Source organism: Thalassospira sp. MIT1004, assembly GCF_001858545.1.
Lineage (GTDB): Bacteria > Pseudomonadota > Alphaproteobacteria > Rhodospirillales > Thalassospiraceae > Thalassospira > Thalassospira xiamenensis.
Window position 1 is genome coordinate 401184 of sequence record NZ_MCAO01000011.1, and the last position, 25676, is coordinate 426859.

The following is a 25676-nucleotide window of genomic DNA, read 5'->3' on the forward strand; positions in this document are numbered from 1 at the left end:
CCCTGTCTGCCATCTGTCAACGGAACGAACCATTATCACTAATGTTAGGGCGGTTATGGCCGCAAAAAGTCCCGACCAAGGGCACGCAGTTATACAACCTTTGCCTGCACACGCAGATGTCACTTCCTTCACGCTTGAGGAAATCACAAAAAACACGTATGATCTGTGTTCAACTTTGAATTTCAGAGCAAGTAGCTCATCTTTTTCGCGATATCTCAGGGCTTGGGTGCCCTGCGCGAAAGAAGCCTCAGGAGGAGGAAATGGTGGATTTCTCCACGCTTAATCCCTTTCGACAGGGACAATCATCCCTGACCGACGCGCGTCAGCCGATTGCCACATCTGGCAGTCAGGCTGGTCAGAATGCAAGCAAAACCGGTGGCAATCCGACCCCGGTTGTTGATCCTGTTGACCTGTCCGAGGATGCGGTTGCCGCACGCAATGCGGATAAAAACCCGTTGCAGGCTGCCGGTTCGAAATCCCTGAAATCCGAACCGATGACCACCGACGAGCTTTTCGCCAAGGCGCTCGACGCCGCCCTTGAGCTGATCAAGGATGATATGGTCGAAATGTTCAAGCTGGCCGGAATGGATGACAAGGAAGCCCTTGCCGCGACCAACGCGATGTTCAAGGGAATCCGCGAAATGGCTGCTGATGACGGCCAGATCGATTTCTCCTTCCAGCAAGCCATCGCAAGTCACTCGCGCACCGAAATTTCCTATGCAGGTGCCAATGGTGCGGGTGTCGGCGTTTCCGAGTCCGCGATGATGGCGATGCAGTCTCTTGATATCAACATCAACAGCGACACCGGCGAGTTTTCATTCAATTACGAGGCCTCCAAGATCCAGGTTGTCAGAACCGAAGCCGTTGCCATTGGCAACAGCATGGGGGCGGCGATGGGCGCGCTTGGTACCGTGATGAACGGCCTTGGCGGCGGCAATCTCGTCGATATGCTGGGGAACCCGGCCGGTGCGGGCAATGGCGGTCTTCTGTTTGATATGGAAGGCAGCGGAGTCGCTGACTTCATCCGCGATCTGATGCTTGATACCACCGGGGCCGCACCGGCCGCCGACGGCAAAGAAAATGCAGATGGCACCACCGAAGACGCCAGCATGCAGGAAATTCTCGCCAGCCGCATGGCCAAACTCAATGCCCAGATCATGGAACAGGCAACCCTGGTCGTACGTGGCGTGACCGAAACCATGGCCGAAGACGGTTCTGGTGATCCGATGCTGAAACTGTCGGTCGACATGCTGATGCCGATGGGCCGTTTCGGACAGGATGAAAACGGTGCCACCTTCCAGTTGCCGAACGGCGAAACCGTCTCCGTAATTGACCCAAGCCAGGAACAGGACGTTCTGGCCTGACCATAGCAGCACGGGATGGGGCCGCAGCAATTGCCCCCGTCCCGCAGCCCTTCAGGAAGGAGGCGCTGAATGTTTGGACAAATCAATATCTCCAATTCTCCTGCCGACGCGACAGAACGCTATGTCGCGGCGACACCTAATGTCGTCACGAACGTCGTTGACGAAGCCAAAAGCACCGCACAGTTGGAAGAAGACATCACTCGGACACGTAGCATCATCGACAATATCGAGATCAGCCAAGAAGCCAATGAACGACTGAAATCGACCGTCGAAGAGTTCGACAAGCCGGTTTTTGAATTTCAAAGCAGCGCACTTGACGTTCTGAACCTGATGAAGCCTGCGCTTAGCGATGCGCAAAAGCGCATGAATAACGAGGCTTTCATCGTTCTTGCGATGATGGGAATCCCCCCGGAAAAGGCACGCGAAATTGCCAATTCCATGACGGGAAATACCCCCGAAGGGCTCGCCGTTTCAAATCTGGATGGCACCGCCGCCTCGGTCTCAGCGCAAGAACTGTCTTTAAATGCCACCAACGAAACATCTGTCATATCTGCTGGCGGGATGTCGATCGTTTCTCAAAGCTTCAAGCTTGACCTGACCCAGCTCGAAAGCCGTTTCTCAAAGATCAAAGGCAGCGCGAACATCTCGATCTCGGAATTCCGCGCCCAGATCGAAATGATCCGGATTGAAATCACCCAAGTCTATCAGAAAGACCCGCTGATCCTTGATCTTGACGGGGACGGCATCACCACCTCACACGTCAATGATAACAAACATTTCGATATTGATGGCGATGGAACTATTGATCAAACCGCATGGGTTGGCGGCAATGACGCACTTCTGGCGCTTGATCGCAACGATGATGGCATCATAAATGATGGCACCGAATTGTTTGGCGATCAAAACGGTGCCAAGGACGGCTTTGCCGAACTCGCCAAATATGACGACAACAATGATGGCGTGATAGACAATAAGGACAAGGTCTTTTCCTCTTTGGTCCTGCTGCGTGCTGATGGCAGCCAAGGCTCGCTTGAAAACGAAGGCATCAAATCGATTTCGCTGACAATGATCACCCCGCTTGATCAGCGTCTGATCGGTGGTGATCTGGTTGCCAAATCACAATTTGAGCGCGATGACGGCACCACCGGCACCGTCGGCGAAGTCCTTTTTGACGTTCGCGCCTGACAGCTATTTCTGGATTCTGGCAGAAACCGGCGGGCAAGGGCGCGAAATCCCCCTTGCCCGCGCCATTATATTTTCCGCACTACATCAGCATTTCACATTTTAGCCAGATTGCTTTGAAAAAACCGTGACATCCGAGGGGAACCCTTGTGTGTCACGACCGGATGTGATTTATCCGTGGGGTGAGGCATGGGGAAAAATCCCCCTTAAATGAAAAGTCTGGAGAAAATATGCTGCGCAAAACCCTACTCGCTGCGTCACTTGCGACCGTCATGTTTGCAAGCCCGGTTATGGCACAGGACGCTGCACCGGCCGAAGACCAGGTTCTTGCAACCGTCAATGGCGAGGAAATCCTGGAATCCGAAGTGCGCGCGACACAACAGGGCCTGCCCCAACAGTATCGCCAGCTCCCGTTTGAAATGCTCAAGCCAATGCTTGTCGACCGCGAAATCAATCAGCGCCTGCTGATGCTTGCCGGTCAGGATGCGGGTCTTGCCGACGATGAAGAGGTCAAGAATCAGCTCGCAGCTCTTGAGCGCCGCCTCGTCGCCGAAACCTATCTTGAGCGCGCAATCGCAGAGAAAGTCACCGACGACGCGATCAAAGCCCATTACGACGAATTCATCAAAACCAACGAGCCAGAGCCGCAGGTTCACGCGCGTCACATCCTTCTGGAAAACGAAGACGACGCCAAAGCCGTGATTGCCGAGCTCGATGACGGTGCCGATTTCGTCGAACTCGCCAAAGAAAAATCAACCGGCCCGTCCGGTCCCAATGGTGGCGACCTTGGCTTCTTCAACAAGGGCGACATGGTCGCACCGTTCGCCGAAGCCGCCTTCGCGATGGAGCCAGGCACATACAGCAAAGAACCGGTACAAACCCAGTTCGGCTGGCACGTGATCCTGGTTGAAGAGAAAAAAGACGGCGTACAGCCGACCCTGGAAGAAATCCGTCAGCAGATGGAAGCAGAAGTCACCCAGCAGGCCGTTCAGGACCTGATTGAAGAACTTCGATCCGATGCCGAGGTGGTGAACAACACCGAAACCCCGGCCACAGACGACAGCGCAGAAACCCCGAAAAACTAAGCCCCACGGCTTAACCGGTTTCAAAGCTGAGATCCAAAACGGGGTGAGCCGTCCGGCATCGCCCCGTTTTTTTGTCATCCACCCGTGCCAAATGCGCTACCTTTGGATTAATGGCAGGGTTACGTTCAACGAAGGAAATTGAACAGATGGTTGCGACGTCGCTTTCTCCGCTGGCCCCGGCCGGCTTCCCCGATCTTCCGGCAATTCCCGGTGTCAAACTGCATACCGTGACCCTTGGCATCCGCTACAAGGGCCGCCCCGATGTCCTTCTGGCCGAACTCGAACCGGGCACGCAGGTTGCGGGTGTCTTCACCACCTCGACCACGGCATCGGCCGCTGTTCGCTGGGGACGGGAGGCGCTTAAAGGCGGCACCGGTCGCGCATTCTTTGTCAATGCCGGCAACTCGGTTGCCTTCACCGGCAAGGCGGGCGAAAAATTCGTCGCAGACAAGGTCGAAGCCGCCGCAAAGGCGCTGGGCTGCAACAAGACCGAGATTTTCACCGCCTCCACCGGTGTCATCGGGGAGCCAACCACCGCAAACCGCATCACCGATGCCCTGCCCGATCTTCTGGCAAATGACGCTGGCTGGCTTGATGCCGCCAAGGCGATCATGACCACCGACACCTTCCCCAAGGGCGCATCGGCTACCACCACCATCCATGGTGCCAAGGTCACGATTGCCGGTTTTGCCAAGGGTTCAGGCATGATCGAACCGAACATGGCAACCATGCTTGGCTTCATCTTTACCGATGCCGCCGTGCCCCATGCCGTGCTGCAATCCCTGCTTGCCGATTGCACCAACCGGTCGTTCAATGCGATCACGGTCGATAGCGATACCTCGACGTCTGATACCGTCCTTCTGGCGGCAACCGGCAAGGCCGGTAATGCTGCCGTCACCGGTATTGATGATCCGGCACTGACCGGTTTCAAAACCGCGCTTGAAGACGTCATGCGTGATCTTGCCCATCAGGTCGTGCGCGACGGCGAAGGGGCGTCAAAATTCATCACCGTCAATGTCACCGGCGCCATCAGCGAAGCAGAAGCCAAAATCACCGCCAAGGCGATTGCGAACTCTCCGCTGGTCAAAACCGCGATTGCCGGTGAAGACGCCAACTGGGGCCGCATCGTCATGGCGGTTGGCAAATGCGGCGTGCAGGCCGACCCGAACAAACTGACCGTTTCCATCGGTGGCATTGTTCTGGCGAAAAACGGCGAACGCGTCGCCGATTATGACGAAGCCCCGGTCGCAGCCCACATCAAGGGCCAGTATATCGATATCGATGTCGATCTTGGCTTTGGCGATGGCACGGCCACCGTCTGGACCTGCGATCTGACACATGGCTATATCTCGATCAATGCGGATTACCGCAGCTGATCAGCTTGCCAGACCCCAAAAGATCAAATCCGCCTTTCACCCGAAAGGCGGATTTTTTACAGATACCCCCGACCTTCAAAATCAGGCGTGATCGGGCAAACGCCCATTCAGGGCCGCGGCTACATTGGCTCCGGCAAAATCCACACTGCTCAGGTCCGTTTCACCAAATGCAACGCCGGAAATATTGGCGCGCACCATTTTGACTTCCGCCATCTTTGGCTGGCTGAAACTGGCATTGCGCATATCGGCCTTGGAAAAATCCGCACCGCTCAGATCGGCATACCAGATCACACCTGTTTTTTGCCCATTGCCATCACGTTGTTCAACGGCACCAAACCGCGCGCCCTGGAATATCGCCTTCTGGCAGTTGGCCCCGTTCAACCGCACACCGTTTAATATCGCACTATTGAATTTCGCCAGTTTAAGGTCCGCCCGCCGCAGTGATGCCATGGCAAGAATGGTGTCGACGAACAACGCACCGCGTAAAACGCAATTTTCAAAACATGCCGCCGAAAGATCCAGGCCCGAAAAATCCATCCCCGAAAGGTCACGCCCGTTCGCATCCAACGGCTTGCCCTGTCGTCCACCGGTCGAAAGCCATTCGCTATGTGCATTGACCAGATCGCGAATATCTTCGGGCAAGGGGGCCACTGCCTTGCTGCCAAGGCTGTTGGCGGTATTGGCCTGCGAAAGATCGACACCGTTCAGATCGACATTGCGAAGGTTCGCTCCGCTTAAATCGGTACCGGCCAGAACCGCATTATGAAGCTTCGCCCCCTTGAGGTTGGCGTTCTTCATCTTCGCCCCCGAAAGATTGCAGCCCGTTAAATCCGCCCCGGCAAGATTGACGGCAAACATGTTCGCATCACTCAGGTCGGCATCCACCAGACTGGAACCTGACATATTGGCTTCCGAAAGATTGGCCCCCGCCATCACCGACCCTGCCATGTCGGCATTGCCAAGATCGGTGGCCCGTTTGACCCGGCGTTCCCGCCCGGCATCCATCACGATCATCACTCCGGACCGGAGATCGGCCGCCTTGAGACTGGCGTTTCGCAACTTGGCCCGCGCCATATTCGCCCCGCGCAAATCGGCCCGCTCAAAGCTTGATCCTTCAAGATCGGCTTCGACAAAGTTGGTTCCAAACAGGTCACAGAAATTGAAACTGACATCCTTGATCACGGCCTGGATGAAGTTTGCTCCGGGCAGGATGGCGTCTTCAAGGCTGATCTTGCTCATTTTGATACGCGAAAGGTTCCCGTTGCGAAGCTGCATGCGCTTGCCACCGGGCTGCTTTAAAACATATCGCTGATGCTTTTTGATCGCCTCGATCAGCTCCGGTCGTGACACCATGTGATAGAATCAATCCCCCAGCAACCTGCCCCAACCGCAAAATGCAACGTTACAAAATTAGTATAGCCGGGCCGGGCCCGTTATTTTCTGACACTATTTGACATCTTGGAATTTGCCGGGCGCTTTCCAACAACCAGCCAACATAAATTGTAAAACAATTATGCTCGCCCGGGGCCTGTTCGATGCGGCATTGATCGCCCCTGTATCGCCTGTGCACGACTCGCGGCCCGTCGCCGAAATGCGCCATCACATCCTGAACGTGCAGAATATCTTTTCCTGCAATTTTATTTAAATGTGATCGAGACCTTTGATCTGGCGGACAAAATCACCAAATCCATAGTCAGTTCTCGTGGCATGGACCTATTTTATGAATAATATCCTGTTCGTTGATGATGACGAAAACATCCTGAACGGCCTGCGGCGGCGGTTGCGCGGCATGCGTCCGGACTGGCACATGGTTTTTGCCACCAGTGCGGCTGCCGCCATTGAACTTGCCAGTCACGAAGAATTCGATGTGGTCGTATCGGATATGCGGATGCCCGGTATGGATGGCGCAACGTTGCTGAGCACCCTGCAAAAATCCCATCCACACGCCACCCGCATCATCCTTTCGGGCTTCGCCGAGGAAGAGGCCGTCCTGCGTACCGTCGGGCCAGCCCATCAATATCTTGCCAAACCGTGCGAAGACCTGGTGCTGATCGAAACCATCGAAAACGCGCTTGATTTGCGCAGTCTGCTGACCAGGCCGGAATTGCGGTCCCTCGTTGCCAGCATCGACACACTCAGTTCCCCGCCCGATACTTACCTTCGGCTGGTCAAGGCACTCGAAGACCCGAGAATATCCCAGGATCAGATCACCCGGATCGTTTCATCCGATATCGCCCTGACCGCCGAAGTCCTGAAACTGACCAACTCCGCCTATTTCGCCATCGCCCAGAAAATCAGTTCCGTCTCCCATGCCGTACGCATGATCGGGACCGAGACGCTAAAAGCACTGGCCCTTTTTGTTGGCATTTTCCGCGGATTTGATGGCCCCAAAAGCGAAGCCGACAAATTGCTGCGCCTCTGCCATCGCAGCCAGCAGATCGGCGTCACCGCCGCCCTGATTGCCGAATATGAAAAACTGCCGCGCGCCATCTGCCACGCTGTTCCCTCGACCGGCATGCTCAGCCACGTCGGCAGCCTGATCCTTTATGCCAACCGCAATGCCGAAATGGCCAAGGTGATTGATCGGGTCGAACAGGAACATATCCCCATCGAACAGGCCGAAATCGAACAGTTCGGCGCCGGTCATCCGGAAATAGGCGCCTATCTTCTGGGTTTATGGGGCTTCCCCGCCCCGGTGGTACAGGCCGTTGCCTATCACCACCGCCCGATGGATACCCCGCATCGCGAAATGAACGTCCTTACCGCAATTTATGTCGCACAGGACCTCACCCGGCAGGTTGCCGCCGAAGAAACCGGCAAACAGGTCGAAAGCCATATCGACATGGAATATCTGAAAACCATCGGCAAAGCTGACCAGCTTGACGAATGGCGCATGATCGCGCGCGTTGTCGCCGACAAATACAAAACCCTGACCCAGTAAAGATCCGTGGCCATGGAAAAAAGCAAAGTCCTTTTCGTTGATGACGACAAAAACCTGCTGCATGCCCTGCAACGCAAGATGCGTCACAAATACGATTTTGAAATCGCCATTGGCGGGCAGGAAGCCCTACGTATCCTGATGGAAGACGGTCCCTTTGCCGTCTGCATCGCCGATATGCGGATGCCTGGCATGGACGGTGTGAAACTTCTGACCGAAATCGGGCGCGTCAGTCCCGATACGGTTCGCATGATGCTGACCGGCAATGCCGACCAGCACACCGCTGTCGAGGCCATCAATCGCGGCCATATTTTCCGGTTTTTCAGCAAACCCTGCGATGATGAAATTCTTGAACAGGGGATCAACGATGCCATCCGTCAATATCATCTGATCACGGCGGAACGCGATCTTCTGGAACAGACACTGGCAGGCAGCGTCAAGGTTCTGACCGATGTTCTCGCACAGCTTAATCCCCTGATATTCGGCCGTTCCATGCGGGTGAAATCATGGTGCGACATGATTGCGCGCGATATTGGCTATCCCCAGCCGTGGGAACTTGGTCTGGCCGCCCTTCTTGCGCCGATTGGCCTGGTCTCGCTACCACCTGAAACGCTGGCGCGTCTGGCCATGGGCAAGGTTCTGCAACCGCTTGAACGCGACCTTTTGAAACGCACGCCAGAGGTCGGAAAACGACTGATTTCCAATATCCCGCGTTTGAACCATATCGGCGAAATCGTCTATCTTCAGTTCCGCAATTTTGACGGGACGGGCTTCCCCACTGACAACAGTCCGAAGGGTACGGATATTCCTCTTGGCGCGCGCGTGCTGCGTATCCTCAATGACCTTGCGGAAATCAGCACCAGCGACATGCCACTGGCCCAGAATTTCGATGAATTGAAAGAACATTCGCATCGCTACGATCCGGAACTTTTCGGTCAGATTTCCGACCTGCTGGCAATAGTTGACGACTCTTACGATGTCGATATCCATCCCAAGGGCCGCGAACAGGATATCTTGCTGAAATCGCTGCGTGTGCACGACTTCCTGATGACCGATATCGAAACCGTCGATGGTCATGTGCTGCTGACCCACGGCAACCACGTTTCCGAGGTCCAGTTGCAGCGCCTGCGCGTGTTTCAACAGATCCACAAATTCCATGAACCGATCCGCATTCGTCGTGGCGGCATGAAACCTTCGCAAAACGGTTGAAACACGGAAAGCCGGTATGAACGACACACACCACAATGACGAAAACCTCAAGGTCATCCACCCGACCAGCGATTCGGCGGGTACCGACGACTTGCTCGACGCGATTGATCAACTTGATGTCAGCCCCGAAGCCCTGAAACAGATTCATGCTCTTCTGAACGAACAGAAGAAACGCGAAACAGAGTCAAATCAGCGGCTTAAAACCATCCTCAACAGCGTTGTCGAAGGCATTCTGGTCATTGATGGTGCCGGGATGATTTGCGATTGCAACGAGTCTGCACTCAATCTGATGCGGGGCACGATGTCCGATATGCTGGGCCGGTCGGTTAATGCCTTGTTTGTCGATCGAAAATCGACCGTGCGTCACAAATTGCTTAACCGTTGCATCAATATCAGCAGCGGCACACTGCGCTATGACTATACCGAAACCATGGGGCAGCGCCTTGATGGCGATACCTTTCCGATGGAAATCACCGTAAGCCCCGCCAATTTCACCGGCGAAATGAGCTACCTTTACATTTTCCGCGATATCACGCGCCGCAAACAGGCCGAAGAATCGCATCAAAAGCTCGAAGGTGAATTGCGCGAAGCCTTGAAACTCGAAGCCATCGGTCATCTTGCCGGGGGCATTGCCCATGAAATCAATACGCCCAGCCAGTATATCCGCGACAACCTGAAATTCCTCAATGACGGCTATGGCGCGCTGTCGCGCATTCTGGGGCTGGCGTTGCAAACGCTGTGGCAAAATCGTGATCGTTTGCCGGAAAACACCTTCAACAATTTTGCCCGCAAAATGCGCGATGCCGATCTGGAATTCCTGCTTGATGAAATCCCGCACGCCACCCAGCAATCCCTTGACGGCATCAATCAGGTGGCCCGCATTGTGCTGTCGATGAAGGAATTTTCCCATCCGGGCGGGGCGGAAAAAACCGCGACCGATATCAATCGCGTCCTGTCAAACGTCACCGTGATTTCGCGTAACGAATGGAAACATTATGCGCAACTCATCGAAGAATACGAACCGGAAGTGCCGCATATCCCGTGTCACATCAACGAAATCAATCAGGTGTTTCTCAACCTGCTCGTCAATGCCGCCCAGGCGATTGACGCCGCCGGACGCACGCCCGAAGAAGGCGAGATCAGGATCAAAACCACCTTCCTTGATGACAGTGTCCTGATCAGTATTTCCGATAACGGCACCGGCATCGCCAAGGAAAACCGATCCAAAATCTTCAACCCGTTTTTCACCACCAAGGAAGTCGGCAAGGGCACTGGTCAGGGCCTTGCCATCACCCACGACATCGTGCAGGTCAAGCATGGCGGACGCATCTGGTTTGAAACCGAAATGGGCAAGGGCACAACCTTCCACGTCCTCCTCCCGGCCGAGGATCGGACAGGTAAACCTGACACGGTCAAAAAGGCTCCCGATAAAAAGAAGAAAAATGCCTAGGATCCCGATGTATCGCGACATCTTTGAATATATTGGATTTAATAGAACTGTTTCATAAGTTAGGGTTCGGCTTCTGAAAACCTCATCGGCGAAAACCCAATCTGGAGACCAATATGGCGTCGCGTCCGACCGTTCATGACGTTGCCCGCGAGGCCGGAGTCAGTCTTGCCACCGTCGACAGGGTTTTAAATGCACGAAGCGGCGTCCGTCCGGCCACCGCGCGCAAGGTCGAAGAAGCCATGGCAAAACTGCGATATGAACGCGATATCGCCGCCGCCAATCTGTCCAAAAAACGCTTTTACCGGTTCTGCTTTATCCTGCCCAAAGGCCCCAATACCTTCATGCGTGGCCTGGAGCAGGAAGTTGGCAAAATTGCCGAACACGGACCTCTTGATCGCATAGAAATCGAAACCATCATGGTCACGGCCTTCGATGGCATTGCCTTGGCCGAGGTGCTTGATGCCATTGGCCATCAGAAATTCGACGGTGTCGCCGTTGTCGCCACGGAATCACAAGCCGTGCATCAGGCCATAGAGGGATTGCGGGAACGCAATATCCATGTCGTGACCCTGGTCAGTGACCATCCGACATCCCGGCGCGAACATTTCATCGGGATTGATAACGAAGTTGCCGGCCGGACTGCCGCCGGATTGCTTGGTCGTTTTTGCCATGCGCCATCGGGGAAAATCGCGGTCATAGCAGGCTCAATGCTACTGCGTGACCATATGGAACGGCGCAACGGCTTTGAACGGATCATCCGCAACGAATATCCGCATTTCTCGATCCTGCCTGCTATCGAAGGTCTCGATAATTCCGACCGGGTGGAACTGTTGCTGCGCGAAATGCTCGAACAAAATTCCGATATTGTCGCACTATACAGCCTGGGGGCGGGCAATCGTGGCGTTATCCGCGCTCTTGAAAAAACCGGCAAGGCCGGAAAAATCCCGGTGGTCGCCCACGAACTGACCGAACATACCCGGACCGCATTGCAAAACGGCATCTTTGATGCCGTCATCAATCAGGACCCCGGCCATGAAGCCCGAAGTGCCGTGCGTGTGCTAAAGGCACTGGTTGACGGACGCCCCTTCCTGAATGCACAGGAACGCATCCGCATCGATATTTTCATGCGTGACAACCTCCCCTAGAACAAAATCTGAAACAGGCACTTTTAAATTCCTCTCTTTTGAGGTACGTTCATCAAAGACGTACGTACCTCAGAAAAGCAACTGAATATCGTCTCGTCCTAAAATACATCAACAAAAGGTTGCAAAAGCAACCCCCGGGAGGAACCAATGAAACATATGTTTGGCGCTGTCGGCATCGCCGTATGCAGTCTGTGCACCGTCGCCGCTCAGGCCGATACCACCATCAATATTCTGCGCGTTGAAACCGGCGATCCGGCCCAGAAGGCATATCTGTCGACTATCGGCAAAGATTACGAAGCCAGCCACCCCGGCGTGAAAGTCAATTTCGAATATCTCGCCAACGAAGCCTATAAAAGCAAACTGCCGACCCTGCTGCAATCCGATGCTGCCCCCGACATTTTCTATAGCTGGGGCGGTCAGACGCTGGCCGATCAGGCAAAGGCAGGCTTCCTCAAAGACATATCCGGCCTGCTAAACAGCGACTTCCTTGATACCGTTCCCAAATCCGCGGTTAACGCCTATTCGGTCGACGACAAGATTTACGGCCTGCCAATCTATGCGACCGAGGTCATCTTCTGGGTCAATAAAGACCTGACCGCCAAGGCTGGCGTCGATCACACCCAGATCAAAACCTGGGATGATTTCCTCAAAGCGGTTCAGAAAATCAAGGATGCCGGCATCACCCCGATTGTCGCCGGCGGCAAGGATAAATGGCCACTGCATTTCTACTGGGCCTATCTTGCGCTGCGCTATGGCGGGGCGGATGCGATTAACGAAGCCATGCAGGATGACGGCGAGAATTTCGAATCAGAGCCCTTCGTCAATGCGGGCCGGACCTTCCAGGAACTGGTCAAGCTCGAACCATTCCAGTCGGGCATGATGGGCACAAGCTACGAACAAGCCAGCGGCATGTTCGGCGACGGTGCCGCGGCCTTCCACCTGATGGGGGATTGGGATTATCTGCCGTCGCGTGCGCGTTCCCAAAGTGGCAAGGGCCTGTCTGATGACCAACTGGCCATCATGCCCTTCCCGATGATCGATGGCGGCGAAGCCGGTGCCGATGCAACCTTTGGCGGCATCAATGGCTGGGCGGTTTCCCATAATGCGCCTGATGAAGCGGCTGATTTCCTGCAACACATGATCAGCGCCAAATATCAGCGCGAAGCCGCCAAGGCCGGGATCTTCATTCCGATCGTCAAGGGAACCGACGACGCAATCGATAATCCGTTCTTCCAGCAGGTCGCGCGGGATCTGACGCAATCTTCCTATCATCAGATCTTCCTTGATCAGTATCTCGGGGCGTCCGTCGGCGCCACGGTGAATGATATTTCCGCCGATCTGGCCCAGGAAGTCATCACCCCAGAAGAAGCCGCCGCACAAATTCAGGAAGCCTGGGACTTCCAGTAAGTTCTGACCCTGCATTTGACCCTGCATTCGGGGGCGTTTGGTTCGATCCGCTTGCGGGTTGGGCAACGCCCCCACCTTCTCCAATGATACATGCTTCGGAGGCGGCCCATGCCGACCATCCCCCACGCCCCGCCGCACCTTTCGCTGGTCCAGCGCACAAAAAACGTCCTGACCAATGGCAAATTCGCGGCCCTTGTGTTGCTGTTGCCGCCTGCCCTGATCCTGTTCAGCCTGTTTGTCATTCTTCCCCTGCTTCAGTCGGGCTATTTCGCGTTCTTTAACTGGAACGGATATGGCGAACCGACCGACTATGTCGGACTGAAGAATTTCGAACAGATGATCGGACATTCCGTGTTTCATTCGGCGATCTGGAACACGATAAAGATCGTTCTGGTATCGCTTCTGGTGCAGATGCCACTCGCCCTGTTTCTGGCCCTTCTGATCTATAAGAAAACACCGACCAATGCCCTTTTTCGGCTGATCTTCTTTGTGCCCTACATTCTGGCCGAAGTCGCCGCCGGCCTGATCTGGAGCTTCGTTTTCGACGGCCATTACGGCGTCACCGCATCGGTTGGCGAAACCTTCGGGCTTGAACCCTTCTTCATTCTGGCCGATCGCGATTGGGCCTTTGTTGCCGTCATGACCGTGATTGTCTGGAAATATTTCGGCTTCCACATGATGATCTATATCGCCGCCCTGCAAGGCGTACCCCGCGATCTGATCGAAGCCGCCCGCATCGAAGGCGCAAAACCGTTTGATATCGTGCGCTATGTACAGATCCCGCTGATCAAACCTGCCATCATCGTCAGCGCCTTTTTCGCCATCATCGGCGCGCTTCAGGTCTTTGACGTGATCATCCCGCTGACCAATGGTGGCCCATCCAACACCAGCCATACCATTGTCACCTATCTTTACACCTTCGGCCTGACACGTCTGCGCATCGGTTTTGGCAGTGCTATCGGGGTTGTCCTGTTCATCACCGCGGTTGCCGTTGCCATTTTCTATCAACGTGCCGCCATGTCGCCGGGGAAAAAGCCATGACAAGCAAAACCTTCCTGCGCAATCTTCTGCGCGTCACCATACTGTGCGTCATCGCTAGTTTCGTCATCGCACCCCTGCTTGCCACCGCTCTTGGCGGCTTTAAAACAAATGCCGAAATCCGCACCAGCGCCTTTGGCCTGCCCGAAAGCTGGAATTTCGAATTCTATAACGCCATCGTGTCCGATCCGGCTTTCTGGCGATATCTGGGCAATTCGCTGCTGATTTCGGTGTCGGCGGTGATCCTGACCCTTCTGGTCGGGGCGGCTGCGGCCTATGTGTTCGCGCAAATCCGCTTCTTCGGATCGCGGATGCTGTTTTCCTATCTGCTGCTGGGCCTGATGTTCCCGTTTGCAACCGCCATCCTGCCGCTGTTCATTCAGGTGCGCGATATCGGCCTTCTGGATTCCTACTGGTCGGTCATTCTGCCGCAAACCGCCTTCGGGTTGTCGCTGGCAATTCTGCTTTTCCGCACCTTCTTCGAACAGCTCCCGCGTGAACTGTTCGAAGCCGCCTATGTCGATGGCTGTGGCTATATAAGGTTTTTCTGGCGGTTCACCCTGCCGCTTTCCACACCGATCCTCGCCACGGTTGGCGTCTTCGTCTTCGTCCAGAGCTGGAACAACTTCCTGCTGCCTCTGGTCATGCTCAATTCACGCGAAGCCTTCACATGGCCGCTTGGCATGATGCAGTTCCGCGGTGAATTCGTCACCGAATGGAACCGCACCCTGGCCTTCGTCACCCTGACGATCATGCCCGCCATCGTGTTCTTCCTCGCTGCCCAAAAATATATCGTCGCCGGCCTTACCGGTGGTGCTGTCAAAGGTTGATGCCATGTCTGCTGAAATGATCCAGAACCCCATCCTTCCCGGTTTCAACCCGGACCCGTCAATCTGCCGTGTGGGCGATGATTATTACATCGCGACCTCGACCTTCGAATGGTTCCCCGGTGTTCAAATTCATCATTCCCGCGATCTGGTAAACTGGAAACTGATATCGCGTCCGTTAAACCGCAAATCGCAACTCGATATGCGCGGCAACCCGGATTCCGGTGGCATCTGGGCGCCCTGCCTGACCTATGCCGACGGTCTGTTCTGGCTGATTTATACCGACGTCAAACGCAAGGATGGCGCCTTCAAGGATACGCCAAACTATCTTGTCACTGCCCCCGCCATTGATGGCCCGTGGTCTGATCCGATCTATCTCAATGCATCGGGTTTTGATCCGTCGCTGTTCCATGATGATGATGGCCGCAAATGGCTGATCAACATGATCTGGGATCATAATCAGGTGGTCGGTGAACGCTTTGTCGGTATCGCCCTTCAGGAATACGCCACCACCGAACAGAAACTTGTCGGACCGATCCGCAACATCTATCGCGGGACCGATCACCTGTTTACCGAAGGCCCGCATCTTTATCGTCGGGATGGCTATTACTATCTGCTCGTGGCCGAAGGCGGCACTGGCTATAACCACGCCGTGACCATCGCCCGGTCACGTGAACTGACCGGCCCGTATGAAACCGATCCGGCCAAACATATCCTGACCGCCAAGGACAATCCCGAAAACCCGCTGCAACGTGCGGGCCATGCCGATATTGTCGAAACGCAGAATGGTGAATTTTATATGGTGCATCTGTGCAGCCGTCCGCTGCCCGGCACTAAAAGATCACCGCTGGGCCGCGAAACCGCGATCCAGAAACTGATCTGGGAAAAAGGCGAATGGCCCCGTCTGGCCAATGGCACCAACGAGCCTGACCTGACGGTCCCGGCCCCCGATCTTGAACCCCATCCGTTCGAAGCCGAACCGTCGCGTATTGATTTCACACCGGGCGACCTACCTGCCATGTTCCAATGGCTGCGTACCCCCGAACCCGAACATCTGTTCTCGCTGGCCGAACGGCCGGGGCATCTGCGGCTGTTCGGGCGTCAGGCACCCGGGGGCGCATTCGAACATTCCCTTGTGGCCCGTCGCCAGACTGACATCAATTACAGTGCCGAAACCGTTGTCGAATTTACCCCACTGGACTTCCAGCAGATGGCGGGCCTGATGGCGTGGTACAACAGGTTCCAGTACCATTACCTTGCTGTCACCGCCGACGAAGACGGCAATCGCAAGCTCAACATCTATAGCTGCCCGGGCGATTTCCCCTATGCCCGGCTGACCTACCCGCTGCCGGCGTCTATCGACCTTCCAAAGGACGGTGTCATCCGCCTTGGCGTCGATGTGAACGGGCCGGAATTGCGGTTCCGCTATGCCCTGCCGGGTGGGGACTGGACCATGATTGATGCGGTCCTCGATCACACCGCCCTGTCTGACGAAGCCGGAAGCGGCGAAGGCACGAACTTCACCGGTGCCTTTATCGGCATGGCCGCCCATGACAATAGCGGCCGCGGTGTTCACGCCGATTTTGCTCATTTCATCTATAAAGCCAACGGGGAAAGCAACAATGGCTGACGTTCATCTCAGACATATCAATAAATGCTTCGGCCCCATCGAAGTCATCCCTGATATCGAACTCGAAATCCCGCATGGCTCCTTTACCGTTCTGGTCGGGCCATCGGGCTGCGGCAAATCGACCCTGCTTCGCATGATTGCCGGTCTGGAAAAACCGACATCCGGGACGATTGAAATCGGCGGCACTGACGTCACCGGTTTCGAACCATCCAACAGGGGCATTTCGATGGTGTTCCAATCCTATGCGCTTTATCCGCATATGACGGTGGCACAGAATATCGATTTTGGCCTGCGTCTGATGAAAATGCCCGCCGCAGAGCGCGAAGAACGCGTCAGGGATGCTGCCAAACGCCTGCATCTTGAACCTTTGCTGGATCGCAAACCTTCCGAACTTTCCGGCGGGCAACGTCAACGCGTTGCCATCGGGCGGTCGATTGTGCGCAATCCCAAGGTCTTCCTGTTTGATGAACCGCTTTCAAACCTTGATGCCGCCCTGCGGACCCAGATGCGTGTCGAACTGGCCGAACTGCACCAATCCATCGGTGCCACCATGGTTTATGTCACCCACGATCAGGTCGAAGCCATGACACTGGCCGATCAGATCGTGGTCATGAATGGCGGTCGCATCGAACAGGTCGGCCCGCCGATGGAACTTTACGACAATCCGCAAACCGAATTTGTCGCCGCCTTCATCGGGTCACCGAAAATGAACCTGCTGCCCGGTCAGGCCATTGGCCACGATGACATCAAATCGGTCGGCATCCGCCCCGAACATCTCGAAGTTCATCTCGATAACGGCAAATGGCCGGCAAAGGTCGGGGTGATTGAAAATCTTGGCAGCGACACGGTCGTCTATATGGAAACCGATGATTTCGGGCCCGTTACCGTGCGCCTGCCCGGCCATCACCCCTTGCGCACCGGGGATCGTGTTTTCCTGACCCCGGATGAAAAGCACCTGCATCTGTTTGGCAAGGATGGCCGCAAAATCCACGCCAAAGACGCACTTTCTGCGCCCGCCACCTGAACGGAAAAACTCGTTATGACAGCATCATCACTTGGCGTTGGTATCATCGGATGCGGTGTAATCAGCGAAATATACCTTAAACGTGCCCAAACCTTCCCGCAGATCGACGTCAAGGCCGTCGCCGACCTGAACCCGAATGCGGCGCGCATCCGCGCCGAGGCATTCAACGTCGATGCCCTGACCGTCGATGCCCTTCTGGCCCGCGATGACATTGATATCATCCTGAATCTGACGATCCCGGCCGCTCATATGGATGTCAGCATGGCGGCGGTAAATGCCGGCAAACATGTCTATTCCGAAAAACCGCTAACCGGCACAGCCGCCGATGCCCGTGCCCTGCTCTCGCTCGCGGCCCAAAGAGGTGTGCGGGTCGGCTGCGCGCCCGATACCTTCCTTGGCGGCAGTCACCAGACCGCACGCGCCCTGATTGATCAGGGCAAAATCGGCACTCCCCTGGCCGGGACCGCTACCTTGATGCTGCCCGGTCACGAACGCTGGCATCCCAACCCGGATTTCTACTATGTGCGGGATGGCGGCGGTCCGCTGCTCGATATGGGACCTTATTACATCACCGCGATGGTCAATATGCTGGGTCCGGTATCGCGTGTTTCGGGCATGGGGCGAAGCAGTCGCACCACCCGCGTCATTGAATCCGGCCCCCGCAAGGGGCAGGAAATTCCCGTCACCACGCCAACCCATATTACCGGTGTCATGGAATTTACCAGCGGCGCACTGGTTCAGATCACCACCAGCTTCGATGTCGAGGCACACCGCCACACCCCGCTTGAAGTCTATGGCAGCGAAGGCACCCTGCTTGTCCCCGATCCCAACCGCTTTGATGGCACCGTCGCACTCTATCGCCGTGGCGAAGACTGGCAGGACATGCCAATGACGCATGGCTATGGCGATGACAATTATCGCGGGATCGGCATCGCCGATATGGCCGATGCCATTCTCAATAATCGTCCGCACCGTGCCAGTGGCAAACTCGCCCTGCATGTTCTTGACGTGATGGAAAGCCTCCTGACCGCCACCCTCGAACAACGCACCATCGCCATCCAAAGCCATTGTGACCGACCCGACGGGCTCGCACCAAACCTGTCCGTCGGCCAAATTCACGCATAAAGGATAAATCCATGCCCCAGAAATCAGCCCTCATCTTCTATGGCGGATGGGAAGGACACGAACCCGAAGCCTGCGCCAAAGTTATCGACACCATGCTGCGCAACGAAAACTTCAACACCGAACGGGTCGAAGGCACAGACTGCCTTGCACGCGAAGACCTTGATCGGTTTGATCTGATTGTGCCTCTCTGCACCCAGACGACGGTTGAAAAGGATGCACTCGACAATCTGGTTGCCGCCATTGCTGCCGGAACCGGGCTTGGCGGTTTTCATGGTGGCATGGGCGATACGTTCCGTATGGAACCGGCCTATCAATTCATGGTCGGCGGGCAATGGGTCGCCCATCCGGGCAATATCATTGATTACCGCGTCAACATTACCAAACCCGATGATCCCGTTGTCGAAGGCATCGGCGATTTCGATTACCATTCCGAACAATATTACATGCATATCGACCCGGCGATTGATGTGCTGGCCGAAACCACCTTCACCGGCGAACATGCCGCTTGGATTGACGGCGTAAAAATGCCGGTGGTCTGGAAACACCGCTATGGCAAGGCACGGGTCTTTTTCTCGGCCCTTGGTCACGTTGCCGACGAATTCAAAGTGCCCCAGATGTACGAAATTGTCCGTCGCGGCCTGATTTGGGCGGCACGCTAAGCCCCGCCACCACGCATTGACAAAAACCACACCCGTTGATTTTCGGGTGTGGTCTTTGCATTTGATGACACTGTCAAAAAATCGCCTGCCTATCGCGGCGCAAACAGGATAATCCCCGCACCAATCAAACAGACCGCAACCCCGGTCATGTCCCATCGGTCGGGCATTTTGCCCTCAACCAGCCATAACCAGCCCACCGACGCGACGATATAAATCCCGCCATAGGCCGCATAGGCCCGACCGGCAAAATCGCTTTCAACCTTGGTCAGCAACCAGGCAAACGCGATCAGCGATAAAATCCCCGGCACGATCCAAAGCGCGGACTTGCCAAGTCGAAGCCACGCCCAGAATGCAAAGCATCCGGCGATTTCGGCAATTGCTGCACCGGCATAGGCCACAATGCTGTGCATCTTTCCCCCAAATCAGAATGCCGGACGCAAATCCCCGGCATATTTGCCCGCCCAGTTGGTCAGAACCGGCGTCAGATATTGCTTGAGCGTCTCGGCACGGGCATCGTCAATCACGCCATGCTGGCGCAATATCGCGCCCATCGCAACCTCGGCCCCGCGCTGGGTGCCATCATCGATCTTAAGCGCAACGCCAAGTCCCTGTTTGGGGAATGCTGCGCAATAAACGCCTTCGGCCCCGACCTTGACCAGCGCATCCTCGCCGCACACTTCCATGATCCCGGTGCAAAAACGCCCGGTGCCCGCCACCATGAACGGGGCTTGCGCACATCCCTTGCGGATGCGTTTGATCGCTTCAATACGTTTCGGTGCCAATCCGCTTGGATCAGCCATGCGCGCCATGGCAAGGCCAAGGTCACGCAACCGCATCCCGATCACCGGAATGCCGCATCCATCAATACCGCGTGGCGTGGACGACAGATCGCAATCGCCCATTTCTTCCAGAATTCTGATCAGGCGCTGCTGAACCGGATGGGCTTCCTCGATATAACCTTCGGGATCATCGCCCAGATGCTGCGCGGTCGTCAGGAACCCGCAATGCTTGCCCGAACAATTGTTATGCGCTTTTGAAAGCTTCACATGATCAGACGCCTGCTTGATCGCCGCATTCAGGCTTAGCGAATAATGCGGCGCACAGGCCAGCGTATCGACGGATAATCCGATTTTCTCAAGCCATGCGGCAACGGTCTTGGCATGTTCTTCCTCGCCATTATGCGACGAACAGGCCAGCGCGATATGTTTGTCCTCAAGCCCGAAGGCATCCGCCGCCCCGCTTTCAAGCAGCGGGATCGCCAGCAACGGCTTGATCGCGGATCGCGGATACATCAACGCGTCAATATCGCCCCCTTCGGCAACCACCGTGCCATCGGCCTTCATCACGACATACCGCCCGCGATGGAAACTTTCGACCATCCCGCCACGCGTGGCTTCGACAAGAATCGGATTGGCAGCAATCTGGTTGGCAGAATTGGCAGACATCTTCGGGCTCTCCATGACCGGGGCGCATTCAAAACAGGATCAAACCTATGCCCGAAATCACCCCAAAAAAGCAAGCATCACCCGTGATGCGGTGCAGCGCGATCAAAACGATCACCCACCCGCCAGATGACCAACCGGAATGGCCGTCTGGTTCTTGTATTCCTTCAGCACAAGGCTTGACTGCACATCACGTACATTGGGCATGGATAACAGCTTGTGCGTCACGAAATCCCCGAAGCTTTCAATATCGCGCGCCAGCGCGACCAAAAGGAAATCCTGCCGCCCGGTCATCGCCCAACAGGACATGATTTGCGGCAGGTCGTTCATCGCCTTGGCAAAATCCTCGGCCCCTTCTTCGGTGTGGCGTTGCAGGCGGACCTGAATGGTTGCCAGCACGCCAAGCCCTGCCTTCTTGCGGTCCAGCAACGCCACCGTCTGGCGGATGATGCCCGATGCCTCAAGCTGCTTGACCCGGCGCAGGCAGGGCGATGGGGACATGCCGACCTTTTCGGCCAGCTGCACATTGCTGATCGATGCGTCGTGCTGAAGGATTTGCAGGATTTTGATATCGGTTGGGCTCAACAGCACATCGGTCATTTTTCGCCCTCAAAATGGTTTATGCGGTCACATCTGATCAACCATAACGCATTTTGATCCCTATATCGCGCGAAAATGACATTTGAATTGATGTAAAATGGTCCGTGCAGAAAATCTCATCAGGGAGCAAACGAGGACCGTCATGGACCAGAACAAAAATCTGCGCGGCGACTACAGCCACATCAATGATGACTACACCGTAGCCCAGGACTGGGCATCCTATTCCGCCGCCGAACATGACCTTTGGCGGAAACTTTATGCCCGCCAGAAGGCGATCCTGCCGGGCTATGCCGCCCCCGATTACATCCGCAATCTTGAAAAACTTGATGCCGCCGATGAAATTCCGCATTTCGGCCGGGTTAGTGAGAAGCTCCATGCCGCCACCGGCTGGCACCTTGTCGCGGTGCCGGGGCTGGTGCCCGATGATGTGTTTTTCGATCATCTCGCCAACCGGCGTTTCCCGGTGACCGTCTGGCTGCGCAAGCCCGAGGAAATCGACTATCTCGTCGAACCCGACATCTTCCATGACTTCTTTGGTCATGTGCCGATGCTCTATGATCCGGTCTTTGCCGATTATCTGGCGGCTTATGGTGCCAAGGGCCCCGAAGCCATTGCCAAAGGCGGGCTCAAGAAACTTGCCCGGATGTACTGGTACATGGTCGAGTTTGGCCTGATCATGACCGAACACGGATTGCGCGCCTATGGCGCGGGCATGCTGTCATCGCAAACGGAAACCATCTATTCCGTCACCGATCCAACCCCCAACCGGGTGGCGTTTGACCTCGAACGGGTGATGGCAACTGACTATGCCATCGATGATTTCCAGAAAACCTATTTCGTGCTGACCGACTATCAGCAGCTTTTCGATGCGATGGATGCCGATTTTGCGGCCATCTATGACCGCCTCACCCACCGCCCGGCGATTGATCCGTCGGTCACACTTGCCGGTGATCAGCTTTATCATGTCCACGGGGACGAAAACCACACGATCACCATGCCATCAGGTGATCCGGCGCAACTTCGCCACGCCTGAGATGGCATTTAAATAGTATGATATGAGGAATACAAAAAATCGGGTCCAACGGCATTTTTTGCCAAAAGACCCGATTTTTTGATTTTTCACTGAAAATGAAAAATATGGACGATTACCAAAAATAGTTCAGCAATGGCTCATGGATTTATCAAGCGCCCGGTTAAGCTGCTCGATCACCACCATCGGGCTGGCATCCTTGCTGATAAAGTCCGCCGCGCCAAGGGCATCGGCCTGGGCCCGCGTATCGGCATCATAATGGGCCGAGAAGAACAGAACCGGCACTTCAACCGCATTCGGATAGCGGCGTCGAATCTCGCAAAAGGCTTCAAACCCGCTCATCCCGGGCATTTCAAGATCCAGAATGATCGCCCGCGGATAAAGACCGTCCAGCTGGTCGATCAGATCGTCGGCACAGTCAAACCCTGCCACGTCATAGCCGGCACGGCGCAAAACGGTTTCAAGAGCCGCCTTGGCGCTGGGGCTGTCGTCGGCAAACACCACCAGACCGTCATTCATTGGTCGGGGCGGCACGGCGCTAAGCGCATTCATGGATGGCAATACTCCGAGATTTGGGACAGCGCCAATCTGGCAGACGAAAATGTCAAATTGGTTAAACCCCGCAATTTTTCCCAGAAACCATCATAATCCGGCCAAAGTATAATGGCAGCGGCACGCCATGAATATCCGTTCATCAATCTCGTCCTTGGCAGAAAACAACCACTTTTCAGAAGGATAACGTTACGGAATGCTGATGGATGATCGCAACATTGATCTAAATAGGTATTTCCATGCCTATTTACGTAATTATGGGCGGGTGCTATAAACACCGCCATGTCGCAGATGCGATATGAAACATTCTTTCGGGAATATCGGTGCGGTCCGGCGCATGTCCGCGATCAAGGCCGAAGCTGCCCTCGCAACTGTAACTGCGCCGTTTTTGGCGGCGCATAAGCCAGATACCGAAAGATGGCTCTTGTTTCTGCCGGACCGGGCGGGGTGTACCGGGCGGAGGGAATCCGTTGTAAAATAGATATCGGCCCAGATCCGAAAAGATCCGACCGCGACCGGGAGAGAGCATGACAGACCCGTTAAAGCTGGCCTCAGAGTTTCCAGCCGCCGATTATGCAAGCTGGCGTCAACTGGCGGAATCCGGCCTGAAAGGCGCATCCTTTGACAGGAAACTGGTCACAAGGATGCTTGACGGTTTCGCGATGCAGCCGCTTTACACCAACGACGATCAGGACGACGCAACCCGCCTGATCCATCAGGTCCTGTGTGCCGCCGTCGATGCCAAGGACGCCGCCAGCGGCTGGGACATCCGCCAGCTTCATGCCCATCCCGATCCCAAATCGGTCAATGCCGCGATTCTCGACGATCTGGAAAACGGCGCAACGTCGGTTCTGCTACGCTTGGATGCCGCCGCACGCACGGGGGCGGATGTCACATCGGGCGATGCTGGCATTGACGGCATTGCCATTCACTGCCTTGCCGATCTCGATGCCACACTTGACGATGTCTATACCAACCTTGCCACCGTCGCACTTGATGCCGGTGCCGCCGCAATTCCGGCCGCCGCCCTTTTGGCCGCGCGCCTTGAAAAGGATGGGCAAAACAGCGCCGACGCGGATGACGATTTTGCAAGCGACGCCGCACCAGCCTTTAACATCGATCCGATTGGCACATTGGCAGCAACAGGGTGCCTTCCGGTTTCCGCCGATGATGCGATCAAAAAGGCCGCCGATATTGCCGCCGATCTGATCGACCGTTTTCCTCATGCCACCGCCATCACCGTCAATGGCGCGCCGTTCTATAATGCCGGTGCAACCGATGGGCAGGAACTTGCCTACCTGCTGGCAGGTGGTGTGACCTACCTTCGCGCGCTGACCGATACCGGCATGGTGATTGATCAGGCGGCAGGCGCGATTGCGTTCAATGTGGCGGTTGGCACCGATTTCTTTGCCGGGATTGCCAAGCTGCGCGCGCTTCGCCTGATGTGGAGCCGGGTTCTTTCGGCATCGGGTGTCGATGATGCCACCATCACGATCAATGCCATATCGGCCGAAATGTCGCTGTCGAAGGTTGATCCGTGGGTCAATATGCTGCGCACCACCGTCACCAGCCTGAGCGCCGGTCTGGGCGGTGCCGATAGCGTTATATGCCTGCCCTATGATCATCTGATCGGCCTGTCTGATGGCTTTGCACGCCGCATTGCGCGCAACACCCAACTGATCCTGCAGGAAGAAAGCAACGTTCATCGTGTGATCGACCCGGCAGGCGGTTCATGGTTCATCGAAAACCTGACCCGCGAACTGGCATCCAATGCCTGGGGCCGGTTCCAGTCACTTGAAGCCAAGGGCGGCATTATCAAGGCACTTGCCGACGGGTCCCTGCAAAAAGAGATTTCGGAAATCTGGCAGAACCGCGCAAACCGCGTTGCCACCCGGCGCGATCCCCTGACCGGGGTGTCGGAATTCCCCAACATCACAGAGGCCAAAGTCACCTGCGATGCGCAAGACCTGACGACAATCCGCAAGGAAGCCAAAGCCCGCCAGACCGGGTTTAAGGATGCAATCGGCATCAGCCTTGAGGATCTGATCACGGCGGCCAAATCCGGTGCCACCATCGCACAGATGTATGAAGCCCTTTATGGCAAGGCCGCGGGCACAACCATCGATCCGCTGCCAACCCATCGTCTTTCGGAAAGCTTCGAAACCCTGCGGGATCGTGCCGATGCCCACAAGGCATCAACCGGCAAATTTCCGCAAATCTTTCTGGCCAATCTGGGCCCGGTTGCCAAACATACCGCGCGCGCCATGTTTGCCCGAAACTTCTTCGAAGCTGGCGGGATTGAGGCGATCCTCAATAACGGCTTTGCCGATGCCAGCGAAACCGCCAAGGCATTTGTTGAAAGTGGTGCCAAAATCGCAGTCATTTGCGGATCGGACCCGCAATATGCCGACATGGCCGCCGATATTGCCAAAGCCCTTAAACAGGCCGAGGCGACCCGCATTTACCTTGCCGGGCATCCCGGCGATGCGAGGGCCGATTACGAGGCGGCCGGTATCGATGATTTCATATTTATCGGGGCGGATGTTCTTGCGATCTGCGAGACGGCCCTTTCACATCTGGGGGTAAAATAACC

22 protein-coding genes and 1 riboswitch are annotated in these 25676 nt (G+C 55.7%); of the genes, 17 read left to right on the plus strand and 5 right to left on the minus strand.

The annotated features are described in order from the left end of the window. The first annotated feature begins 260 nt into the window (after positions 1-260). The 4 genes from BC440_RS06605 (at position 261) to argJ (ending at position 5007) form a co-directional block, all read left to right on the plus strand. The gene (locus BC440_RS06605) at positions 261-1364 is read left to right on the plus strand and encodes a hypothetical protein (protein WP_063094304.1); all 1104 of its coding nucleotides are present in this window, start codon (positions 261-263) and stop codon (positions 1362-1364) included. 69 nt (positions 1365-1433) lie between these two features. Continuing rightward, complete coding sequence (locus tag BC440_RS06610) at positions 1434-2549, plus strand: hypothetical protein (RefSeq protein ID WP_063094302.1); 1116 nt, start codon at positions 1434-1436, stop codon at positions 2547-2549. Between the two features lie 227 nt (positions 2550-2776). Continuing rightward, on the plus strand, positions 2777-3631 hold the full coding sequence (locus BC440_RS06615) for a peptidylprolyl isomerase (RefSeq protein ID WP_007091688.1): 855 nt from the start codon (positions 2777-2779) through the stop codon (positions 3629-3631). Between the two features lie 146 nt (positions 3632-3777). Then, positions 3778-5007, plus strand: coding sequence for a bifunctional glutamate N-acetyltransferase/amino-acid acetyltransferase ArgJ (gene argJ / locus BC440_RS06620; protein ID WP_063094299.1), 1230 nt, complete (start codon positions 3778-3780; stop codon positions 5005-5007). Between the two features lie 81 nt (positions 5008-5088). Here argJ and BC440_RS06625 read toward each other — a convergent pair whose 3' ends face one another. Beyond that, entirely contained in the window at positions 5089-6360 is a 1272-nt protein-coding gene (locus BC440_RS06625) for a pentapeptide repeat-containing protein (protein WP_063094297.1), read from the minus strand. A gap of 367 nt (positions 6361-6727) precedes the next feature. Between BC440_RS06625 and BC440_RS06630 the strand changes: the two genes are divergently transcribed. The 11 genes from BC440_RS06630 (at position 6728) to BC440_RS06680 (ending at position 19459) form a co-directional block, all read left to right on the plus strand. Further along, a complete protein-coding gene (locus tag BC440_RS06630; RefSeq protein ID WP_037987020.1) occupies positions 6728-7948 on the plus strand; it encodes a response regulator in 1221 nt (406 codons plus the stop codon). Positions 7949-7960: 12 nt separating this feature from the next. Then, positions 7961-9154 (plus strand): HD domain-containing phosphohydrolase, encoded by a 1194-nt coding sequence (locus BC440_RS06635; protein WP_063094295.1) that lies wholly within the window; start codon positions 7961-7963, stop codon positions 9152-9154. 16 nt (positions 9155-9170) lie between these two features. Continuing rightward, positions 9171-10604 carry an ATP-binding protein gene (locus tag BC440_RS06640; RefSeq protein ID WP_063094293.1) on the plus strand — a complete coding sequence of 478 codons (1434 nt, stop codon included), beginning with the start codon at positions 9171-9173 and terminating at the stop codon, positions 10602-10604. Positions 10605-10717: 113 nt separating this feature from the next. Further along, on the plus strand, positions 10718-11749 hold the full coding sequence (locus BC440_RS06645) for a LacI family DNA-binding transcriptional regulator (protein ID WP_063094291.1): 1032 nt from the start codon (positions 10718-10720) through the stop codon (positions 11747-11749). 147 nt (positions 11750-11896) lie between these two features. Further along, entirely contained in the window at positions 11897-13156 is a 1260-nt protein-coding gene (locus tag BC440_RS06650; protein WP_063094289.1) for an extracellular solute-binding protein, read from the plus strand. Between the two features lie 108 nt (positions 13157-13264). Then, on the plus strand, positions 13265-14197 hold the full coding sequence (locus BC440_RS06655) for a sugar ABC transporter permease (protein WP_063094287.1): 933 nt from the start codon (positions 13265-13267) through the stop codon (positions 14195-14197). Beyond that, positions 14194-15024, plus strand: coding sequence for a carbohydrate ABC transporter permease (locus BC440_RS06660; RefSeq protein WP_062951245.1), 831 nt, complete (start codon positions 14194-14196; stop codon positions 15022-15024). Before BC440_RS06655 ends, BC440_RS06660 begins: the two co-directional genes overlap by 4 nt. Positions 15025-15028: 4 nt before the next feature. Further along, the gene (locus BC440_RS06665; protein ID WP_139189981.1) at positions 15029-16651 is read left to right on the plus strand and encodes a glycoside hydrolase family 43 protein; all 1623 of its coding nucleotides are present in this window, start codon (positions 15029-15031) and stop codon (positions 16649-16651) included. Further along, a complete protein-coding gene (ugpC, locus tag BC440_RS06670; RefSeq protein ID WP_063094285.1) occupies positions 16644-17675 on the plus strand; it encodes a sn-glycerol-3-phosphate ABC transporter ATP-binding protein UgpC in 1032 nt (343 codons plus the stop codon). The genes BC440_RS06665 and ugpC overlap by 8 nt, the downstream gene beginning before the upstream one ends. 15 nt (positions 17676-17690) lie before the next feature. Further along, the gene (locus BC440_RS06675; RefSeq protein WP_063094283.1) at positions 17691-18800 is read left to right on the plus strand and encodes a Gfo/Idh/MocA family oxidoreductase; all 1110 of its coding nucleotides are present in this window, start codon (positions 17691-17693) and stop codon (positions 18798-18800) included. Positions 18801-18811: 11 nt separating this feature from the next. Further along, positions 18812-19459, plus strand: coding sequence for a ThuA domain-containing protein (locus BC440_RS06680; protein WP_063094281.1), 648 nt, complete (start codon positions 18812-18814; stop codon positions 19457-19459). An 89-nt stretch (positions 19460-19548) separates the two neighbouring features. Here BC440_RS06680 and BC440_RS06685 read toward each other — a convergent pair whose 3' ends face one another. The 3 genes from BC440_RS06685 to BC440_RS06695 all read right to left on the minus strand — a co-directional run bounded on the left by BC440_RS06685 (position 19549) and on the right by BC440_RS06695 (position 21501). Next, the gene (locus tag BC440_RS06685; protein ID WP_063094279.1) at positions 19549-19869 is read right to left on the minus strand and encodes a YnfA family protein; all 321 of its coding nucleotides are present in this window, start codon (positions 19867-19869) and stop codon (positions 19549-19551) included. A 12-nt stretch (positions 19870-19881) separates the two neighbouring features. Beyond that, positions 19882-20904, minus strand: coding sequence for an asparaginase (locus BC440_RS06690; protein ID WP_063094277.1), 1023 nt, complete (start codon positions 20902-20904; stop codon positions 19882-19884). Positions 20905-21015: 111 nt separating this feature from the next. Continuing rightward, a complete protein-coding gene (locus tag BC440_RS06695) occupies positions 21016-21501 on the minus strand; it encodes an Lrp/AsnC family transcriptional regulator (protein ID WP_063094275.1) in 486 nt (161 codons plus the stop codon). A gap of 142 nt (positions 21502-21643) precedes the next feature. Between BC440_RS06695 and phhA the strand changes: the two genes are divergently transcribed. Beyond that, a complete protein-coding gene (phhA, locus tag BC440_RS06700; RefSeq protein WP_063094273.1) occupies positions 21644-22534 on the plus strand; it encodes a phenylalanine 4-monooxygenase in 891 nt (296 codons plus the stop codon). A 126-nt stretch (positions 22535-22660) separates the two neighbouring features. Here the strand turns inward: phhA and BC440_RS06705 are convergent, their stop codons facing one another. Beyond that, on the minus strand, positions 22661-23083 hold the full coding sequence (locus tag BC440_RS06705) for a response regulator (RefSeq protein WP_007091698.1): 423 nt from the start codon (positions 23081-23083) through the stop codon (positions 22661-22663). 312 nt (positions 23084-23395) lie between these two features. Beyond that, a riboswitch (cobalamin riboswitch) is annotated at positions 23396-23496 on the plus strand. Positions 23497-23610: 114 nt separating this feature from the next. On the opposite strand from BC440_RS06705, the gene BC440_RS06710 reads away from it, so the two are divergent. Continuing rightward, entirely contained in the window at positions 23611-25674 is a 2064-nt protein-coding gene (locus BC440_RS06710; protein WP_063094271.1) for a methylmalonyl-CoA mutase family protein, read from the plus strand. Positions 25675-25676: the final 2 nt, after the last annotated feature.